This is a genomic window from Oryzihumus sp., from assembly GCF_036391795.1.
Classification (GTDB): domain Bacteria; phylum Actinomycetota; class Actinomycetes; order Actinomycetales; family Dermatophilaceae; genus Oryzihumus.
This window is the reverse complement of record NZ_DASVZH010000041.1, coordinates 28621-46960: the sequence shown is the minus strand read 5'-3', so window position 1 is coordinate 46960 and position 18340 is coordinate 28621. Positions and strand designations below refer to the sequence as shown.

The 18340-nt window shown below is 72.5% G+C and carries 21 protein-coding genes; 8 read left to right on the top strand and 13 right to left on the bottom strand.

Annotation, left to right across the window (positions count from 1 at the left end):
• Positions 1-11 precede the first annotated feature (11 nt).
• A complete protein-coding gene (locus VF825_RS02315) occupies positions 12-962 on the bottom strand; it encodes a TIGR03557 family F420-dependent LLM class oxidoreductase (protein WP_331109725.1) in 951 nt (316 codons plus the stop codon).
• A 319-nt stretch (positions 963-1281) separates the two neighbouring features.
• Positions 1282-1962: an HAD family hydrolase gene (locus VF825_RS02310; protein WP_331109723.1), complete on the bottom strand. Its 681-nt coding sequence runs from the start codon at positions 1960-1962 to the stop codon at positions 1282-1284.
• Positions 1963-2099: 137 nt separating this feature from the next.
• Here VF825_RS02310 and arfB (VF825_RS02305) point away from each other — a divergent pair, with 137 nt between their 5' ends.
• From arfB (VF825_RS02305) to VF825_RS02295, 3 genes are read left to right on the top strand one after another with little or no spacing between them, the layout of a single operon-like run.
• A complete protein-coding gene (arfB, locus tag VF825_RS02305; protein ID WP_331109721.1) occupies positions 2100-2567 on the top strand; it encodes an alternative ribosome rescue aminoacyl-tRNA hydrolase ArfB in 468 nt (155 codons plus the stop codon).
• Between the two features lie 58 nt (positions 2568-2625).
• Entirely contained in the window at positions 2626-3099 is a 474-nt protein-coding gene (arfB, locus tag VF825_RS02300) for an alternative ribosome rescue aminoacyl-tRNA hydrolase ArfB (RefSeq protein WP_331109719.1), read from the top strand.
• A 41-nt stretch (positions 3100-3140) separates the two neighbouring features.
• The gene (locus tag VF825_RS02295) at positions 3141-3758 is read left to right on the top strand and encodes an HdeD family acid-resistance protein (RefSeq protein WP_331109717.1); all 618 of its coding nucleotides are present in this window, start codon (positions 3141-3143) and stop codon (positions 3756-3758) included.
• 130 nt (positions 3759-3888) lie between these two features.
• On the opposite strand, the gene VF825_RS02290 is transcribed toward VF825_RS02295, so the two are convergent.
• Genes VF825_RS02290 through murI form a run of 6 tightly spaced genes read right to left on the bottom strand, consistent with a single transcriptional unit; the run spans position 3889 to position 8874 of the window.
• The gene (locus VF825_RS02290) at positions 3889-4275 is read right to left on the bottom strand and encodes a nuclear transport factor 2 family protein (RefSeq protein WP_331109714.1); all 387 of its coding nucleotides are present in this window, start codon (positions 4273-4275) and stop codon (positions 3889-3891) included.
• Between the two features lie 60 nt (positions 4276-4335).
• Positions 4336-5865, bottom strand: coding sequence for a molybdopterin-dependent oxidoreductase (locus tag VF825_RS02285; RefSeq protein WP_331109712.1), 1530 nt, complete (start codon positions 5863-5865; stop codon positions 4336-4338).
• Positions 5866-5921: 56 nt separating this feature from the next.
• Positions 5922-6548: an RdgB/HAM1 family non-canonical purine NTP pyrophosphatase gene (gene rdgB / locus VF825_RS02280; RefSeq protein WP_331109710.1), complete on the bottom strand. Its 627-nt coding sequence runs from the start codon at positions 6546-6548 to the stop codon at positions 5922-5924.
• Complete coding sequence (gene rph, locus VF825_RS02275) at positions 6545-7279, bottom strand: ribonuclease PH (protein ID WP_331109707.1); 735 nt, start codon at positions 7277-7279, stop codon at positions 6545-6547. The genes rdgB and rph overlap by 4 nt, the downstream gene beginning before the upstream one ends.
• 24 nt (positions 7280-7303) lie before the next feature.
• Positions 7304-8071, bottom strand: coding sequence for an MBL fold metallo-hydrolase (locus VF825_RS02270; RefSeq protein ID WP_331109705.1), 768 nt, complete (start codon positions 8069-8071; stop codon positions 7304-7306).
• Positions 8071-8874: a glutamate racemase gene (murI, locus tag VF825_RS02265; RefSeq protein ID WP_331109703.1), complete on the bottom strand. Its 804-nt coding sequence runs from the start codon at positions 8872-8874 to the stop codon at positions 8071-8073. The genes VF825_RS02270 and murI overlap by 1 nt, the downstream gene beginning before the upstream one ends.
• Positions 8875-9090: 216 nt before the next feature.
• On the opposite strand from murI, the gene VF825_RS02260 reads away from it, so the two are divergent.
• Positions 9091-9897 carry a type IV toxin-antitoxin system AbiEi family antitoxin domain-containing protein gene (locus VF825_RS02260; RefSeq protein WP_331109701.1) on the top strand — a complete coding sequence of 269 codons (807 nt, stop codon included), beginning with the start codon at positions 9091-9093 and terminating at the stop codon, positions 9895-9897.
• Positions 9898-9936: 39 nt separating this feature from the next.
• Here the strand turns inward: VF825_RS02260 and VF825_RS02255 are convergent, their stop codons facing one another.
• Positions 9937-10755 carry a class I SAM-dependent methyltransferase gene (locus VF825_RS02255; protein WP_331109699.1) on the bottom strand — a complete coding sequence of 273 codons (819 nt, stop codon included), beginning with the start codon at positions 10753-10755 and terminating at the stop codon, positions 9937-9939.
• 154 nt (positions 10756-10909) lie between these two features.
• On the opposite strand from VF825_RS02255, the gene VF825_RS02250 reads away from it, so the two are divergent.
• Positions 10910-11695, top strand: coding sequence for a helix-turn-helix domain-containing protein (locus VF825_RS02250; RefSeq protein ID WP_331109697.1), 786 nt, complete (start codon positions 10910-10912; stop codon positions 11693-11695).
• Here the strand turns inward: VF825_RS02250 and VF825_RS02245 are convergent.
• Positions 11652-12236, bottom strand: a complete 585-nt coding sequence (locus tag VF825_RS02245; RefSeq protein ID WP_331109695.1) for a DUF2017 domain-containing protein — start codon at positions 12234-12236, stop codon at positions 11652-11654. The two genes, VF825_RS02250 and VF825_RS02245, sit on opposite strands and share 44 nt — an antisense overlap.
• Positions 12237-12527, bottom strand: a complete 291-nt coding sequence (gene clpS, locus VF825_RS02240) for an ATP-dependent Clp protease adapter ClpS (protein ID WP_141787540.1) — start codon at positions 12525-12527, stop codon at positions 12237-12239.
• 24 nt (positions 12528-12551) lie between these two features.
• Between clpS and VF825_RS02235 the strand changes: the two genes are divergently transcribed.
• From VF825_RS02235 to VF825_RS02225, 3 genes are all read left to right on the top strand, one after another.
• Positions 12552-13841, top strand: a complete 1290-nt coding sequence (locus VF825_RS02235; RefSeq protein ID WP_331109692.1) for a nicotinate phosphoribosyltransferase — start codon at positions 12552-12554, stop codon at positions 13839-13841.
• Between the two features lie 110 nt (positions 13842-13951).
• On the top strand, positions 13952-14575 hold the full coding sequence (locus VF825_RS02230; protein WP_331109690.1) for an isochorismatase family protein: 624 nt from the start codon (positions 13952-13954) through the stop codon (positions 14573-14575).
• Positions 14572-14919, top strand: a complete 348-nt coding sequence (locus VF825_RS02225) for a YrdB family protein (RefSeq protein WP_331109688.1) — start codon at positions 14572-14574, stop codon at positions 14917-14919. Before VF825_RS02230 ends, VF825_RS02225 begins: the two co-directional genes overlap by 4 nt.
• A 13-nt stretch (positions 14920-14932) precedes the next feature.
• On the opposite strand, the gene VF825_RS02220 is transcribed toward VF825_RS02225, so the two are convergent.
• Positions 14933-16162: an acetyl-CoA hydrolase/transferase family protein gene (locus VF825_RS02220; RefSeq protein WP_331109686.1), complete on the bottom strand. Its 1230-nt coding sequence runs from the start codon at positions 16160-16162 to the stop codon at positions 14933-14935.
• A 117-nt stretch (positions 16163-16279) separates the two neighbouring features.
• Entirely contained in the window at positions 16280-18190 is a 1911-nt protein-coding gene (locus VF825_RS02215) for a bifunctional metallophosphatase/5'-nucleotidase (RefSeq protein ID WP_331109684.1), read from the bottom strand.
• Between the last annotated feature and the right edge of the window lie 150 nt (positions 18191-18340).

Sequence of the window (18340 nt, the reverse complement as noted above, 5' to 3'; positions counted from 1 at the left end):
GGCAGAGGGGCTCAGCCCGGCAGCAGGGGGCGCACCTCCTCGGCCCAGAACCGGAAGAACTCCTCCTGCTGCGGCCCCATCTGCGAGACGTAGAGCGTGTCGTAGCCGGCGTCGGCGAACTGGCGGACCACCTCGGCATGGCGCTTGGGATCGGGCCCGCAGGCCACCGAGGACGCGGTGGACTCCCGGGTGACCAGGCTCGATGCCTGCTCGAAGTGCTTGGGGCTGGGCAGCACCTGCGCCAGCTCTCCCGGCACGCCGGAGTTGGCCCAGAGCCGGTGGGCGGTGTCCACGGCTGACTCCTCGTCGGGTGCCCAGCAGACCTTCACCCCTGCCTCGGCCGGTCCCCGTCCGCCATGGACCCGGTAGTGGTCCAGGTCGTCCGGCTGGGGGTTGGTGCTGATGAAGCCGTCCCCGATGCGCGCGGCCAGCTCGATCGCCCGTGGCCCGAAGCCGGACACGTAGATCGGCGGGGCCTTGTCGGGGCGGCTGTAGAGGCGCGCCTCGTCCACGACGTAGTGCCGCCCACGGTGGTAGACACGCTCCCCGGAGAACAGCCGGCGGATGATGTCCACCGCCTCCTCGAGCATCTCCAGCCGCACCTGTGCGCTCGGCCAGCCCGCGCCGGTGACGTGCTCGTTGAGCGCCTCACCCGAGCCCACGCCGAGGTGGAAGCGGCCGGGCATCAACGTCGCGCTGGTGGCCGCCGCCTGGGCGATGACCGCTGGGTGGGTGCGCACGGTCGGACAGGTCACGGCCGTCGTCAGCGGCAGGTCGCACACCTGCGAGACCGCCCCGATCACCGACCACACGAACGGGCTCTGCCCCTGCTCGTCGTTCCACGGGTGGAAGTGGTCCGAGATCCACAACGCCTCGAACCCCGCGTCCTGGGCCATCCTGGCCTGCCGCACCAGCTCGGGTGCCGGGTGCTCCTCGCTGGAGAGGAAGTAGCCGAGTCGCATCGTGTCTCCTCCTGGGGTCGCGTGATCGCGGCGTACCCCTCCCGGACAGCACCGAAACGGGCGTTTGGCCCGGGCCCTCCGCGGGCACGGGACCGGTGAGGAGGCGATGACATGACCCTGAGCCCTCAGGCCACCATCCCGCCGAACGACCCGCCGCTGCCGGGGCCGCAGCCCACGCCGCCGAGCCCGCAGCCACCGACACCGCCTGCGCCGACACCTGAGCCTCCCGGGCCGGGACCGGACCCCATCCCTCCCGTCGAGCCACCCCTGCAACCCGACACCCCGCCTGCCTGAGCCCGGGCTCACCCCGTCAGGGCCATCACCCGCCGCCGAGCAGCACCTCGAGGTCGCGCAGGTCGGCGACCGACGCCGTGACCTCCGGCGGCACCTCACGCCGCTGACGGTTGACCCACACGGCCTGCCAGCCCGCCTCGCGCGCGGCGAGCACGTCGTGCCCGAGCGAGTCCCCCACCATCACCAGGTCCTCCGGCCGCGTCCGGACCTCGCGCGCCACGTGGACGTAGAGCGCCGGGTCGGGCTTGCGCAGCCCGACGTGCTGCGCCAGGAACACCTCACGGAAGTGCCCGAGTCCGAGGGTGTGCGGATAGCTGTTGCCGTTGCTGACCACGCCCAGCCGGTGACGTGGCGCCAGCGCGTCCAGCGCCGGCCGGACGTCGGGGTAGAGCACGGGGTCCGCGAACCGGCGCCGCAGGTAGTGCCTGGTCACCGACCGGGCCAGGTCCTCATCGCCGCCGGGGACGCACCCCGCCACCACGACCCGGAACGACTGCAGCCGGATCTGCTCCATCGGCGTCGACGCCGAGGCCGTCGCCGCTACTGCGTCCCGGGCGGTGCGCAGGTCCTCGACGGTCAGCCCGTCGGTCGAGCCCGCCGGCAGCCTGCGCTGCAGCTCGCCCAGCGCAGACTCCAGCGCGCGCCGCATCATCGTCGCGAAGTCACACAGCGTCTGGTCCACGTCGAAGAACACCCAGCCGACCATCGCACCCCTTGTATGCCGTCGCTTGCCTGCATCCCGCGGCCCGCCGGGCGACTGCTCGCCGACACCTCCGCGCCCTCCCCCTGGCCGGCAACCCTAGGACATGCCCCGGCGCGCCCCGGGCAGGCAGAATGCCGGACGTGAGAACGCATCGGGGGGACCCCGGCGAGGACCTGGTGCTCGGCCCGGCCCCCGGCGTCCGGCAGCCGCTGGCCATCCCGGCGGCCGAGCTGCGCGAGCGGTTCAGCCGTTCCTCCGGGCCCGGTGGCCAGGGGGTCAACACGACCGACAGCCGGGTCGAGCTCCGCTTCGACATCGCCTCCTCCACCGCGTTCACCGACGACCAGCGCGCCCGGCTGCTCGGCGCCCTGGCCACCAGACTCGTGGGCACCGAGCTGGTCGTCACCGCCTCGGAGCACCGCGCGCAGCGCCAGAACCGCGCGGCCGCCCGGGCGAGGCTCGCGGCATACCTGCTGGAGGGGCTGGCCCCTCCCCCGGCGTCGCGGCGCGCGACCCGGCCCACGAAGGGCGCGCAGCGGCGCCGGCTGGAGGGCAAGCGGCGCCGCGGCCAGACCAAGTCGCTGCGCGGGCGCGTGCAGGACGGCTGAGCCCGGACAGGGGACGAAGTCCCTGTCCGACCGGTCAGGGCCGGCGAAGACTGGCTGCGTGAGCACCTACACCGGACATCCCGGAGAGGACCTGTTCATCCACCCCGCGCCGGGGCTGCCTGAGGGCCTGCGGGTGCGCGACGAGGACCTGCAGGAGCACTTCTCCCGCTCGACCGGACCTGGTGGGCAGGGGGTGGACACCACCTCGGCCAAGGTCGAGCTGCGCTTCGACGTGCCGGAGTCCCGCTCGCTGAGCGCGGACCAGCGCCGTCAGGTGGAGGAGTACCTCAGCCCGCGGCTGCACCACGGGGTGCTGGTCATCCAGGCCCACGAGCACCGGTCCCAGTGGGAGAACCGGGTGGCGGCCCGGGAGCGGCTGGTGCACCTGCTGTGCGAGGCGCTCGAACCCGCCCCACCGGACCGCTGGCCGGGGGCGCCCAGCCACGAGTCGGACGACGCGCGCATCGCGAGCAAGAAGGAACATGCACGCACCAAGGCCCTGCGGGCCCCGGTGCTGCCGGACGAGGAGTGAGAGGCGTCGGGCGGCATCCGCCCGCGGGAAGGGAGCAGTCAATGTCCAACCAGGGCAACATGATGGACACCGCGCAGGCGCGGCTGGAGTCGGTCAGCCGCGGTTCGGCGATCCTGGTCGGCATCTTCGGCGCCATCACGGTCGTCGTCGGTGTGCTCGCGATGATCTGGCCCGGCAAGACGCTCGTCGTCCTGGCGCTGCTGTTCGGCATCCAGCTCGTCGTCGCCGGGATCATCCGCTTCGTCGAAGGCCTGGCACGCACCGAGGAGAGCGGCGGCACGCGGACCATGCTCGCGCTGCTGGGCGTGCTCTCGGTGATCGTCGGTGTCTGGGCGATGCGGCACCTCGGCCTGACCGTGCTGACGCTGGCGCTGGTGCTCGGCATCTACTGGATCATCCACGGCATGATCGAGGTCTTCGTCGCCATCACGGACCACACCGCCGAGTACCGCGGCACCCGTGCCACGCTCGGCGTGCTCAGTGTCCTTGCCGGCATCGTCCTCGTGGCCTGGCCCGGGGTCTCCCTCACCGCGCTGGCGTGGGTGACCGGGTTGTGGCTCGTCGTGCTCGGCATCGGTGAGCTGGCGCTGGCGTTCCGCCTGCGCCGTCACGGTGCGGCCATGGGTCCGGCCGCGCCGATCCAGCCTCGTCCCGCGTGAGACGAGGCTTCCTGGGCCGGCCGGGCTGGTTGCCCGACCGGCCCAGCCGTGTGCGGGAGCCGGTATGCCGAGCGGCCGGGTCGGCCGCTCCAGGCGAGGCCGGGTCGCGGCGCGTCTCCCAGGGCCCGGCTCAGGTCAGGTCCCAGGCCTCGATGTCGGTCTGGCGGTGGATCAGCCCGTTCTCCGCGAGGGCGAGGTGCACGTGCTCGAGCACGCGGCTGCCGTCGGGCCGGGTGAGCACGAGCCGGAACCACACGTTCGGCCCGCTCATCGCGCTGTCCTCGACGTCCATCCCGTAGTCCCCGGCGCAGACCGAGCGCAGGCCGGCATGGATGGCGATGTTGCCCTGCATGCGGTGCGGGTGCGACGGCGGCTGGTCGTGCCGGAACTCCAGCCACTCGGCGTCCTCGTCGAAGTAGTCCGACCACCGGTCGGCGTCCTTGGCCTTGACCGCCGCGGTGAAGCCCTCCAGGTCGAACGTGCGCGGCGGGATGATCGTCTGCGGGTGCGGTGCCATCTGCGGATCGTGGCGCCGTCCCCGTGGGGTGTCATCGTCCGCGAGGAGTAGTCCCGCCGGTCAGGTGACAGTGACGGTGATGCTGTGCCAGCCGGTCGCGCCGTCGGGCTCGGGTGGCGCCTCCTGCTGGGTCTGCACCTGACCGGTGGCATCCGTGGCGCGCACCGTGATCCGGTGGTTGCCCTTCGGGGCGTCCCACTCCAGCACCCACTGCCGCCACGAGTCGATCGTCGGTTCGGTGGCCAGCCGCGCCGTCTGCCACGGCCCGTCGTCGATGCGCACCTCGACCTTGTCGATGCCGCGGTGCTGAGCCCACGCCACCCCGGCGACGGCCACCCGGCCCGCCCGGACCTGGTCACCCGAGCGCGGCACGTCGATGCGGGACTGGGTCTTGACCGGCCCCTTGGCCGACCAGCCCCGCGGGGTCCAGTAGCCCACGTCGTCGGCGAACCGCGTCACCTTCAGGTCCACGACCCACTTGGTCGCCGAGACGTAGCCGTACAGCCCGGGCACGACCATCCGCACCGGGAAGCCGTGCTCCACGGGCAGCGGCTCGCCGTTCATCGCCACCGCGAGCAGCGCGTTGCGCTCGTCGGTCAGCGCCGTCAGCGGGGTCCCGGCGGTGAACCCGTCGACGCTCGTGGACAGCACCATGTCGGCGGTCGGGTCCGGCCGGGCCATCGCCAGCAGCTCCCGGATCGGCCAGCCGGTCCACACCGCGTTGCCGGCCAGGTCACCACCGACCTCGTTGGACACGCAGGTCAGCGTCACGAGGGCCTGCCGCATGGGCTTGGCGAGCAGCTCGTCCCACGTGATCGAGACCTCCTCGCCGACGAGGCCGTGCACGCGCAGCGTCCACCCGGCGGTGTCCACCTGCGGCACGACGAGCGCGGTGTCGATGCGGTAGAAGTCGCCGTTGGGCACCACGTACGGCGTGATGCCCGCCAGCTTCAGGTCGGCCGTCGCAGGAACGGTCACCGGGTTCGCCACCGGCGGCACGCTGACCTTGGCCCGGGCTGCTGCAGCACTGCTGCCGGCGCCCCCGACCGCCCTGCCCAACGCTCCAGCCGTCGCGGCGAGGACCGCCAGGGCCGCCCCGCCGACGAGCAGCCGGCGCCGTTCGAAGCCCCCGGCGCCGGCCTCCCCGGCACGAGCGGTCATGTCCCACAACGTGTTCAGCGCCCACAGCCCGGCCAGCACCCCGACGAAGGTGGGCAGCACGTCCAGCGGCGACGCGTGCGGCCGGGAGAGCACCGCCGCCGCGCCGACGGCACCCAGGACGACGAACCCCACCAGCCCGGCCGTATGCCGGGTGGCGCCGACCGCACCCAGCACCGCGCACAGCGCGGTCAGGACCACGGCGATGCCGACGAACAGGGCCGCCTTGTCGTGGGTGCCGAACGAGCTCACCGCGGCGTTCTTCAGCCAGGCCGGCGTGCGGTCGACAAAGGCGCCACCCACGGCCACCACCGGCGACGGTGTCCCCGAGGACAGGCCGGCAGCGACCATGAGGCCGGCCAGCAGCTCGGCGACGCCCAGGGTGACGGCACCGGCGATCACCCCGGCCAGGGCAGCACGAGCTCGCTTCACCCTCACAGCCTGTCATTCGTCGCGGACGCCGGCGTGGATTGGCCGATGACGCCTCGCTAACGGTTGGGGCCGGCGGTGCGCTTCAGCGCCAGGCGCACGTGCGGCGCCAGCGCCCGGAACGCGATGCCCCGGTGGGAGATCGAGTTCTTCTCCTCCGGGCTCAGCTCCGCGGCCGTCCGCCCGTCGTCCACGACGAGGATCGGGTCGTAGCCGAACCCGTTGGTGCCGCGCGGCTCCCGGGCGAGATGACCCGGCATACGGCCCTCCTCGACGACGACCTCGCCGTCGGGCAGCGCCAGCACCGCCGCACAGACGAACGCCGCGGCACGCTCCTCGTCAGGCACGTCACCGAGCTGGGCCAGCAACAGCTCGAGGTTGGCCCGGTCGTCACCGTGACGGCCGGCCCAGCGGGCGCTGAACACCCCGGGCGAGCCGCCGAGCACGTCGACGGCCAGGCCGGAGTCGTCGGCGATCGCCGGCAGGCCGGTGGCCTTGGCCACGGCGACCGCTTTGAGGGTGGCGTTCTCGGCGAAGGTGACGCCGGACTCCACGACGTCGGGGATCTCGGGGTAGGCGTCCAGGCCGACGACCTCCAGGCCGAGCTCGTCGACCAGCCCGTCGAGGATCTGGCCGAGCTCGCGGACCTTGTGCGCGTTGCGGGTGGCCAGGACCAGCCGGGTCACGCCGCGCCCTCGGCCAGGGCCGCCAGCTGCAGCTTGGTCAGCTCGGCGCACCCGGCGCCCGCGAGGTCGAGCAGCTGCTCGAGCTGGGCGCGGTCGAACGGCTCCGCCTCGGCGGTGCCCTGCACCTCGATGATCCGCCCGTCCCCGGTCATGACGACGTTCATGTCGGTGTCGGCGCCGGAGTCCTCGATGTAGTCCAGGTCCAGCACCGGCGTGCCGTCGACGATGCCGACGCTGATCGCGGCCACGGAGCCCTTCAACGGCTGCCCGGAGGCCTTGACCGCGCCCTGGCTGCGGGCCCACTCGATGGCGTCGGCGAGCGCGACGTAGGCCCCGGTGATCGCCGCGGTGCGCGTGCCGCCGTCAGCCTGCAGCACGTCGCAGTCGAGGACGATGGTGTTCTCCCCCAACGCCCTCGTGTCGACCACGGCGCGCAGGCTGCGACCCACCAGCCGGCTGATCTCGTGGGTGCGGCCGCCGATCTTGCCGCGCACCGACTCCCGGTCGGAGCGGGTGTTGGTCGCCCGCGGCAGCATGGCGTACTCCCCCGTGACCCAGCCCTCGCCGCTGCCCTTGCGCCAGCGCGGCACACCTTCGGTGAACGACGCCGCGCACAGCACCCGCGTGCGGCCGAACTCGACCAGGACGCTCCCCTCGGCGTGGTCGAGCCAGTTGCGGGTGATCCGGATGTCGCGCAGCTGGTCGGTGGCGCGGCCGTCGTGTCGAGTCATGCGCCCAAGGCTAGGCGAGGGGGCTCACAGCTCGTATGCCGTGTCCGGCACCGCCAGCTCCACCTCACCGGGCCACACCCCGGCAGCCTGGGCACGGCATACCTCCGGGTCGTTCCACGCCGGGATGTGGGTGAGCATGAGGCGCCGCACCCCGCCGGCGTCGAGCGCCGCCTGGGCGGCGCGGCTGCCGGAGAGGTGGATGCCCTCGATGTCGTCGCGGCCGTCGACGAAGGCGGCGTCGGCCAGGACCAGGTCGGCGCCGGCCATCAACGGCTTCAGCGCGTCGCAGGAGTCGGTGTCGCCGGTGTAGGCCAGGACCGCGCCGTCGGCCTCGACCCGCAGGCCGTAGGCCTCGATCGGGTGGTTCACGCGGTAGGGCGTGACCGTGAACGGGCCGATCTGCACCGGCGTGCGCTCCTGCAGGTCGCGGTAGTCGAACTCGGCGGCCATCGCGTCCGGCTCGTCCAGGCCGTAGGCCTCGGTCATCCGTGGGCCGGTGCCGGTGGGGCCGTGGACCGGCAGCGGGGTCTTGGCCGCGCCCTCGGGGTGGTAGCGCTGCACGACGTAGAGCCCGCACAGGTCGATGCAGTGGTCGGGGTGCAGGTGGGAGAGCACGACCGCGTCGATGTCGCGCGGGTCGATGTGCCGCTGCAGCACGCCGAGCGCGCCGTTGCCGAGGTCGAGGACGAGGTTCCAGGTGCGGCCCTCATGCTCGGACTGGACCAGGTAGCTCGAGGCCGGCGAGGTCGGGCCGGCGAACGAGCCGGAGCAGCCGATGATGGTCAGCTTCATCAGGACGCCACCTCCGCGGCGTGGGCGGAGACGACCTCCGGGCCGAGGAAGCGTCGGGCGAGCCGCTCGAACTCCAGCGGGTCTCCGGTCGTGAGGAACTCGTGCGAGGGCGCGGGCAGGTCGTCGGGGCGCAGGGCGCCGCGGTCGGCGAGCGTGCGGAAGACGTCCTTGGCGGTCTCCTCGGCGGAGGAGACGAGGGTGACGTCCTCACCCATGACGTAGGAGATGACACCGGTCAGCAGCGGGTAGTGCGTGCAGCCGAGGATCAGGGTGTCGACGCCGTGGGCGGCCACCGGCTCGAGGTAGTCGTGGGCGGCCTGCAGCAGCTCCGGGCCCGAGGTGATGCCCGACTCGACGAACTCCACGAACCTGGGGCAGGGCTGGCTGGTCACGTGGATCTGCGGGGCGGCGGCGAAGGAGTCGACGTAGGCGTGGCTCTGGTGGGTGGCGGCCGTGGAGATGATGCCGACGCGGTTGTTGCGGGTGGCGGCCACGGCGCGTCGCACGGCGGGGCGGATCACCTCGACCACGGGCACGTCGTAGCGCTCGCGGGCGTCGTGCAGCATCGCCGCCGACGCGGTGTTGCAGGCGATGACGAGGATCTTCACGCCGCGGTCGACCAGCCGGTCCATGCACTCCAGGGCGTAGGCCCGCACGTCGGCGATGCGCTTGGTGCCGTAGGGCTGCCGGGCGGTGTCGCCGAGGTAGACGACGGACTCATGCGGGAGCTGGTCGAGCACGGCACGCGCGACGGTCAGCCCGCCGTAGCCGCTGTCGAAGATCCCGATGGGTGCATCTGTCACGTTTCGAGGTTAAACGCGGTGACGTGACAACTTGCCGCCTTCCGGCGTCGCCTCCGTCACACCGGCGGCCACATTCCCGTTTCACCGAAAGATTCACCACATCGGGGCGTGGTGAAGTCTTCGCCCTGTCCACAAGGGTCGCTCCCGGAGTCCCACGATTCACAGGCGCGAGGCCGGGGCTGTCACGGGCCGCCGGGATTCGTGATCGTGGGTCGTATGTCGCACCGGGAGCTCGCACGCGAACGGGCCGAACGCCTGGCCCGGTCGCAGGGCGATGCGGTCAGCCGGCGGCAGTGCCTCACGCTGGGGATGACGCCTCGCCAGGTGGAGTGGCTCGTCGCGTCAGGGCGGTGGCGGATGGTGTTCCGCGGCGTCTACATCACGCACATGGGCCCGGTCGAGTGGCTCACCCGAGCCAGCGCCGCACTGCTGGCGTGTGGCGACGGCGCGGCCCTCTCTCACGCCAGCGCCGCACGGGTCAACGGGCTCACCGACCGCGACCCGCCCGGTGTCGAGGTGCTGCTGCCCGCCCACCGCCGCGTGGTCGGCCGCTGGGCCGTTGTGGCTGCCCTGTCCCGCCGCGGTCGGCACCGGTGGGGCGCCCTGCTCGGCCTGGCGCTGGTCGACGTGGCCGATGGCGCCGAGAGCGTCCTGGAGCTGCGCTACGTCACCGGCGTCGAGCGGTCACACGGGCTGCCGGCGGCCGCGAGGCAGCGGAACTCGATGCGAGCCGGACGCCGCTGGCGTGACGACAACGCCTACGAGCAGCAACGTGTCCTCGTCGAGCTCGACGGTCGTCTGGGCCATGTCGGCGAGGGCGCCTTCCGCGACCGCTCCCGCGACAACGGGGCGCTGCTCGACGGGTGGGTGACGCTCCGGTTCGGCTGGCAGGACGTGACCCAACGACCCTGCCTCGTCGCAGCCGACGTGGCCACGGTCCTCCGTGACCGGGGCTGGACCGGACGTCTCAGGCGGTGCGGGCCCCGATGCAAGCTCGACGCAGCCGCCTGGGTGAAGACTTGACCACGCTCCGATGTGGTCAAGTCTTCACCCGAAGCGCGGTCAGGTGCGGCGGGCGGTGACCAGGAGGTACTCCCACTCGGTGACCGGCTCGCGCCGGGCCAGCTCGGCCAGGTCGTGGTCGAGGGCGGCCACCCGGTCGGGGTCGCCGGCGATCGCCCGGTAGGCCGCGATGGTCGGGCCGTAGCGGGCCTTGAAGTAGTCGCGGAACTCCTCCGGCGTGGCGAAGTGGTCCACCCGCAGCCGCTGCCGGCGCACCTCGACGGCGCTGACCCGGTCGCCGAGCAGCGCCCGCACGTGCTCCTCGCTGCCCCACAGCGGCGGCGGCTGCGCACCCGGCGGCGGGGCCGGGGCATACGGCTTCATCGTGGCGAACATCTGGCCGATGAAGCCCTCCGGGGTCCAGCTGAGCAGCCCGATCGTGCCGCCGGGGCGGCACACCCGGACCAGCTCGTCGGCGGCGGCCTGGTGGTGCGGGGCGAACATCACCCCGACGCAGGACATCACCACGTCGAACGCGCCGTCGGCGAACGGGAGCGCCTCCGCGTCCGCCTCGCGCCACTGCAGCTGCGCGCCCTGCCCGGCCGCGGCGCGCCGCCCGGTCTCGAGGAGCTCGGGGGTCAGGTCGCTGGCCACCACCTGGGCACCGCCGAGCGCGGCGGGGATGGCGGCGTTGCCCGACCCGGCGCCCACGTCCAGCACCCGGTCACCGGGGCGGATGCCGCAGGCCCGCACGAGGACCGGGCCCAGCTCGGCGATGATCTCGGTCGCCACGGCCGGGTAGTCACCCAGGGCCCACATGGTCCGGTGGCGGGCCTTCAGCTCGCGGTCGGCCTGGACCGCGTCGGTGGTTGTCGTCATGTCCTGCTCCTTGCGAAGTCGTCCCCTGCCCGTGGCAGTTCCACGACGACGACGCTAGGAAGGCGCGCGGCCCGCTCCTAGTACGAGATCTGTACCGCGCTCCGCTGCCCTCCTGGGGCTGGTCCCCCGCCCGGGGGCGGCCTAGCCTGCCGGAGTGGGGTCGTCCTACCACCAGTTCTGCCCCGTCGCGAAGGCCATGGAGCTGCTCGACGAGCGCTGGACGCTGCTGCTCGTGCGCGAGCTCCTCATGGGCAGCGACCGCTTCAACCAGCTGCGACGCGGCCTGCCGCGGATGTCGCCGACCCTGCTGTCCCGGCGGCTGCACGAGCTCGAGCGGGCCGGCGTCCTGACGCGGCGGGCCGACGGCACCGAGGTGCGCTACGTGCTGACGCCTGCCGGTGAGGAGCTGCGCCCGGTCGTCGAGGCGCTCGGTGTGTGGGGGGTGCGGTGGGTGCCCGAGGTCGGCGATGCGGACCTCGACCCCAAGCTGCTGCTGTGGGACATGCACCGGCACGTCGACCCCGACGCCGTGCCTGCCGGTCGCACGGTCGTGCAGTTCCGCTTCCCCGACGCCGCCAGGGGCGCCCGGGACTGGTGGCTGGTCATCACCGCCGCCGAGACCGATGTGTGCGACGTCGATCCCGGGTTCGACGTGACCGTCAGGGTCACCGCCAGCCTGCGCCGGCTGGTCGACGTCTGGCGCGGCGAGGTCCCGTGGTCGGACGCGGTGCGCTCGGGCGGGCTGGAGGTCGACGGCCCCGAGGCGCTGCGCCGGGCCGTGCCGCGGTGGTTCACCCTGTCCCCGTTCGCCGGGGTGCCGCGCCCGGAGAGGATCGCCAGGCAGGACGAGGTAGAGGGTGCGCTGGAGGGCGCACCATCCGGCGCACTCGGGGGCGTCAGCCCATCAGCACCAGCGTCAGCGACTCCTGCAGCCAGGTGAGGAAGTCGTAGTAGGCCGCGAGCATCGTCTCGATGTCGTGCTCCCCGGCCTGCTCCAGCCGCTCCACCAGGGCGTCGGCGTCCTCGTCGGTCCGCAGGCCGAGGCGCTCCCCCAGCACCAGCCGCACGTCGGTCAGCGCCACCACCACGGCCTGCGCCTGCGCCCGCTCGAGGGTGACCTTGTCCCCGGTCATCCCCGTCAGCGCGTCGATGGCCGCCTCGAGGTTGGCCGCCTTGCGCTCCCGCAACCCGTGCTCGGTGAGCCGGCGGAACTCCGATGCCACCGCCTCGTCCTGCTTGTTGCCGCTGGGCAGCAGCCGGGCCAGGGCCGGGTCCTCCGGCTCCTCGACCGGCCCCGCCTCGTCCAGCCGTGGCACGCCGATGGTGGCGACCAGGTCCTCGAACGCGTCGCCGGTGGCCTCCACCGCCTCGGGCTCGACCAGCTCGAGCACCTGCTGCATGAGGCCGACGACGACCTCGCGCTCGATGTCGTCGAGGCGGGCGACGAAGCGATCACCCTTGCGCTTGAACGCGGTCGCCACTCACTCGTCCTTCTGGAAGGTCGCCCACAGCCCGTAGCCCTGCAGGGCCTCGGTGTCGTGCTCCATCTTCTCCCGCGGCCCCGTCGACACGACGGCCCTGCCCTTCTGGTGCACGTCGAGCATGAGCTTCTCGGCCTTCTCGCGGGAGTAGCCGAAGTAGCTCTGGAAGACGTAGGTGACGTAGGACATCAGGTTCACCGGGTCGTTCCACACGAGGGTGATCCACGGGCGGTCGAGGTCGGACTCCTCGGCGAGGTCGGTGAGCTCCTGCTCCACGGGGGCGATGGACACGACCCCCACTCTAGGCTGCTCGTCGTGACGAGTACCGCCCTGCTCACCGACCACTACGAGCTGACCATGCTGCAGGCCGCCCTTCGCAGTGGCGCAGCCGGACGGCGTTGCGTCTTCGAGGTTTTCGCCCGGCGCCTGCCGGAAGGCCGGCGCTACGGCGTGGTCGCCGGCACCGGCCGGCTGCTGCAGGACCTGGCCGCATTCCGCTTCGGGGTGGCCGAGATCGAGCGCCTGCGCAGCGCCGGCGTGGTGGACGAGGACACGCTGGCCTACCTCGCGGCATACCGGTTCTCGGGCAGCATCCACGGCTACGCCGAGGGCGAGTGCTACTTCCCCGGCTCGCCGCTGCTCGTGGTCGAGGGCACGTTCGCCGAGGCCGTGCTGCTGGAGACGCTCGTGCTCTCGGTGCTCAACCACGACAGCGCCGTCGCCGCGGCCTCCTCGAGGATGACCGGCGCCGCCGAGGGACGGCCATGCATCGAGATGGGGTCGCGCCGCACGCACGAGGACGCCGCGGTGGCTGCCGCGCGCGCCGCCTACGTCACCGGGTTCGCCGCCACGAGCAACCTCGAGGCGGGCCGGGAGTTCGGGGTCCCGACCACCGGCACCAGCGCCCACGCGTTCACCCTGCTGCACGACAGCGAGCGCGAGGCGTTCGAGGCACAGGTCGCCAGCCTGGGCAAGGGCACCACGCTGCTGGTGGACACCTACGACGTGGCCACAGCGGTGCGCACTGCCGTCGAGGTCGCCGGGCCCGAGCTGGGGGCTGTCCGCCTGGACTCCGGGGACCTGCTCGCCCAGGCGCGGGAGGTGCGCCGGCAGCTCGACGGCCTGGGGGCCACCGGCACGCGCATCGTGGTCACCTCGGACCTGGACGAGCACGCCATCGCCGCCCTGGCCGCCGCACCGGTCGACGCCTACGGCGTGGGCACCTCCCTGGTGACCGGGTCGGGGGCGCCGACCGCCGGCCTGGTCTACAAGCTGGTCGCCCGCGAGGACGCGAGCGGCGAGATGGTCGGGGTCGCCAAGAAGAGCAAGGACAAGGCCACGGTGGCCGGTCGCAAGTGGGCGCTGCGCCGGCGCAATGCGGCCGGGATCGCCGAGGCGGAGGTCATCGGCGTGGGCGAGATGCCGGCGAACGACGGCGACGACCGCCCGCTGCTGGTCGAGCTGGTCCGTGACGGCGAGGTCGTGGGCGCGACCTCCCTCGAGCAGGCGCGGGCCCGTCACGAGCAGTCCCGGGCCGAGCTTCCTGCCAAGGCACGCCAGCTGTCCCGCGGCGAGCCCGCGATCCCCACCGTCTACGAGGGCTGAGCCCGACGTCCCCGCCGTCAGCGGGCCGTGCAGCGTCGTCATCGGTCGCCCTGCGTGTCGTTGCCCGCTACCTGACACGTCACGTCCGGTTGCCGGGTTAGCGTTTCCGCATGAGTGCGGACCTGTCGCGCGCGTTGATCCTGGTCGACGTGCAGAACGACTTCTGCGAGGGCGGCTCGCTGCCCGTGTCCGGCGGCGCCGACGTGGCCCGCCGCATCAGCGAGCACGTCGTCGCCCATGCCGACGACTACGGCGCGATCGTCGCGACAGCCGACTGGCACGAGGACCCCGGCGCCCACTTCTCCGACCACCCCGACTTCGTCGAGAGCTGGCCGGCGCACTGCCGCGTCGGCAGCGACGGCGCGCTGTTCCACCCGGGTGCGGAGCAGGCGTTCGAGCACGTCGAGGCAATCTTCCGCAAGGGCCAGCACGCGGCGGCCTACAGCGGGTTCGAGGGCACCACCGTGGAGTCCGCCGACCACCGGGCTGGTCTGGGCGACTGGCTGCGCGACCGGGCGATCGAGTCGGTCGACATCGCCGGCATCGCCACCGACCACTGCGTACGCGCCACCGCGCTCGACGCCGTCGACGAGGGCTTCGACACCCGCGTGCTGCTCGACCTCACCGCGGGTGTGGCCCCCGCGACCACCGCCGCGGCGCTGGAGCAGCTGCGCGCGGCCGGGGTGGACCTGGTCGGGGCGCCGGTGCTCGGCACGACCGAGGAGGTCTCGTGACCCGGGAGCAGATCCCCGGCATCGGCCTGCTGGCCGGCGTGCGCTTCCTCAGCGAGCTCGTGCTCCTGGCCGCCCTGGCCTTCATCGGCGCGGCGATGTTCGACAGCCTGGTGCTCTCGATCGTGGCCGGCATCGCGCTGCCCCTGGCGGCCGCGGTGATCTGGGGCACGTTCATCGCGCCGCGCGCGCCCCGTCACCTCGGCCAGCCGGCGCGCACCATCGTCGAGGTCCTGATCTTCGGCGTCACGGTCGTCGGGCTGCTCGTCTACGGCTACCTGGTGTTCGGCATCGTCCTGGCGGTCCTCTTCGCCGGCGGCAAGGTCTACGACCGCCGCGTCTCCTGAGCCGAAGGCCGCCTCAGGCCAGCCCGAGCGCGACGGCCTCCTCGCGCAGCTCGTCGCGGACCGAGGGGTTGGCGGCGTGGTCGATGAGGTGAGCGGCCTGGGTGCGCTCGTCGACGCCGAAGATCTGGGCCGTGCCCTGCTCGGTGACCACCGCGGTGTGCTGGAACGACGTCACCGGTTCCTCGACCATCGCGACGATCGTGGAGACATCGGCCTTGCGGTGCCACGAGCGCAACGCCATCAACGCCTGGCCCCCAGGTGAGTGCAGCGCACCCACGACGAAGTCGGTCTGCCCACCGAAGCCGGAGTGGATCCGCGCATTGATGCGGGAGGCGTTGGCCTGGCCGAACAGGTCGACCTGCAGCGCGGTGTTGATGCTCGTCATGGCCGGGTTCGCCGCGATCCGCGCCGGGGAGTTGGTCACCTCGGTGCGCAGCAGCCGCACCCGCGGGTTGCGGTCCATCCAGGCGTAGAGCTCCGGGGAGCCGATCGCGAACGAGGCGATGAGCGGCTGGTCGGCGTCGAGCGCTCCGGCCCGGTCCAGTGCCAGGACCCCGTCGCTGAACATCTCGCTCCACACCCGCAGGCCCCGCCGGCTGACCAGTCCGGGCAGCACCGCATCGGGCACCTCGCCGATGCCCATCTGCAGCGTGGCGCCGTCGCCGATGCGGGCCGCGACCAGCTCGCCGATCCGGCACGCCGCGTCATCGGGTGTGGACAGCGGGTGAGGCGGTCCGGGCAGCTCGTCGGTCTCCAGGACCCCGTCGAACAGGTCGAGGTCGAGCTCCCCGTCGCCGAAGGTGTAGGGCATCTCCCGGTTCACCTGGGCGAGGACGACGCCGCCGCGCGCCTTCGCCGCCTCGATGGCCGCCGGGAGCACGTTGACCGAGATGCCCAGCGAGACCCGGCCGCCGTGCGGGGCGGAGGTGTGCACCAGCACGATGTCGGGGCGCAGCGTCTGGCCGTAGAGCAGCGGCACCTGCGAGAGCCGCGCCGGCACGTAGGACAGGCGCGGGCTGCGACGCATCCCCGCGCCGACGAAGCAGGTCTCGTGGACGACCCCCTCACGGGCCGGTATGCCGTGCGGCGCGTTCAGCTGGTGCAGCCGGTAGCGCTCGACGGACTCATCGAGCATCTGGAGCAGGCGCCACGGCACGGCCGCGTTGCCACTGGTCACGACACGGGGCTCCCTGCCGGCACGGGCTGCGGCCGAGGCGATGAGGTCAGCGGTCACGGTGCGCACGCGCCCACTCTCGCGCATCGGCGGTGCCCGGCGCCGGGAAACCGGTTCGCGTCACACGCGTGGGGCCGGCCCGCGTGCGCGAGCCGGCCCCACGGCATACCGGGGTGTCTGCCTGACCTAGTGGCGGCCGCCCTCGGAGGCACCCTCGATGGTGACCGGCGCGCCGTTGCTGACGAGCTTCCAGTCGTAGGTGGAGAACGTCGCCGGGTCGATCGTCCTGGTCGCGGTGACCCAGTCGATGATCAGCTGGCGGATCTCGGCCTGGGCGTTGTAGACGACCGGCGCCGAGGTGACACCCGGGAAGTTGCCACCGCCGGACTGGCGGTAGTTGTTGATCGCGATGACGAACGTCGCCGCCGGGTCGACCGGCGCGCCGGCGTAGGCGAGGTTGGCGATGCGCGAGCCCGGCGCCTTGGCGATGTCGATGTCGTAGGTCAGCGGGGCCTCGAGGCCGGCCATGATGTCGTAGTTGTAGTCCGGCGTGCCGTTGGGCGCCAGCGCCGTCTTGGCGTTGGTGACCTGGTCCGGGGTGAACGGCCCGGTGCCGCTGACCTGCTGGAAGTAGGTGGCCGACCACTCCAGGTAGTCCTTGACCTGCGCGCCGGTGAGCTTGATGCCCAGCAGCGTGTTGTCGTAGACGTACAGCCCGGCCACGTCGCGCACCGTCACGTTGCCGGCGGGGATCGCCGCGTCGGGGTTGAACGGCGCGGCGATGGACAGCACCGGCAGGGCGGCGTCGGCGGTCCCGGCGAGGGCCTTCCTCACCGCGTCGGCCTGGACGTAGTTGATCAGGTCGATCGCAGCCGTGTCCTCGAACCGCGACGTGGCGCAGGACATCGCCCGGGTCGAGGTGCCGATGACGGAGTTGACGTAGGACCGCACCGTCTCGTGGTCCTGGGACAGCAGCTGCGTCACACGCGCGTCCTCCGGCACCGTGTTGGCGTCGAGCAGGTGGGAGTGGGCGGCGGCGACCTTCCAGCAGCCGCGCTCCTTGACCAGGTCGAGGTCCATGACGGCCAGGCGCATGCCCCACTTCAGCGGCTCGACGAGCAGCACCTGCTGGCCGGTGGCGGTGTTCTGCACGAAGCGCTCGGGGATCTCCAGGTGCGCGTGCCCGACGAGGATCGCGTCGATGCCCGGGACCTGCTCGGCGAGCAGCGAGCTGGCGTTCTCGGGCCAGGGCAGCGCGTCGCCGTAGGAGCTGGAGGTCGTGGCACCGGAGTGGCAGGACACGATGACGACGTCGGCGCCGGCCCGGCGCAGGCGGGGCACGAAGACCTTGGCCTGCTCGACGATGCCCTGGAACCTCACCTTGCCCTCGACGTTGGCCTTGTCCCAGATCGCCACGCCCGGGGTGACCAGGCCGAGGATGCCGACGCGGACCTCGTGGCCACCGTCGAGGTGCATCGTCTTGATGACGAACGGCGGGAACGTCGGCGCGCCGGTGTCCCAGTCCAGCGCGTTGGCCCCGAGCAGCGGGAAGTGCAGCTGCTTCTGGAACGCCCGCAGGGTGTCCAGGCCGTAGTTGAACTCGTGGTTGCCCAGGGCGGCGGCGTCGTAGCCGATGACGTTCATCGCCGCGGCCATCGGGTGGATGGCGCCCTTGGTGATCGGGTCGATCTTGGCGTAGTAGTAGCTCAGCGGCGTGCCCTGGATCGTGTCGCCGGCATCCAGGGTCAGGCAGTTGTTCCGGCCCCGCTCCTCACGCATCGCGGTGACTAGGGTGGAGATCTTCGCCAGGCCGATGTCGTTGTGCGGCTTGTCGTCGTACTCCGCGTCCTTGAAGTAGTCCCAGTTGAACACGTTGCCGTGGGTGTCGGTGGTGCCCAGCACGGTCAGCCGGTGGGTCTTGGGGCCGCGGGGAGTGGCCGTGCCTGCGGCGTATGCCGGTGCGCCGCCGGCGATCGCTGCGACCCCGGCCCCCGCGGCACCCACCGCGGCCATGGCCAGCAGCTCACGGCGGGACCGCTGCGCCGGGGTGGTGTCGCCGGTCGCGGCTTCCTGGTTGATGCCCTCGTTGTTCGTCACGCCGCCTCCAGCGTCGTCTGCGCCTGTCTGCCGCGGGATCACCGCGGGTGGGCTCCCCTGAGCCCCGGCGCAGACTAGCCGCGCAAAGCGACCGATAGCGGGACGAAGGACAACAAATTGGCAACCGTCATACCCAACTGGGACGGTCGA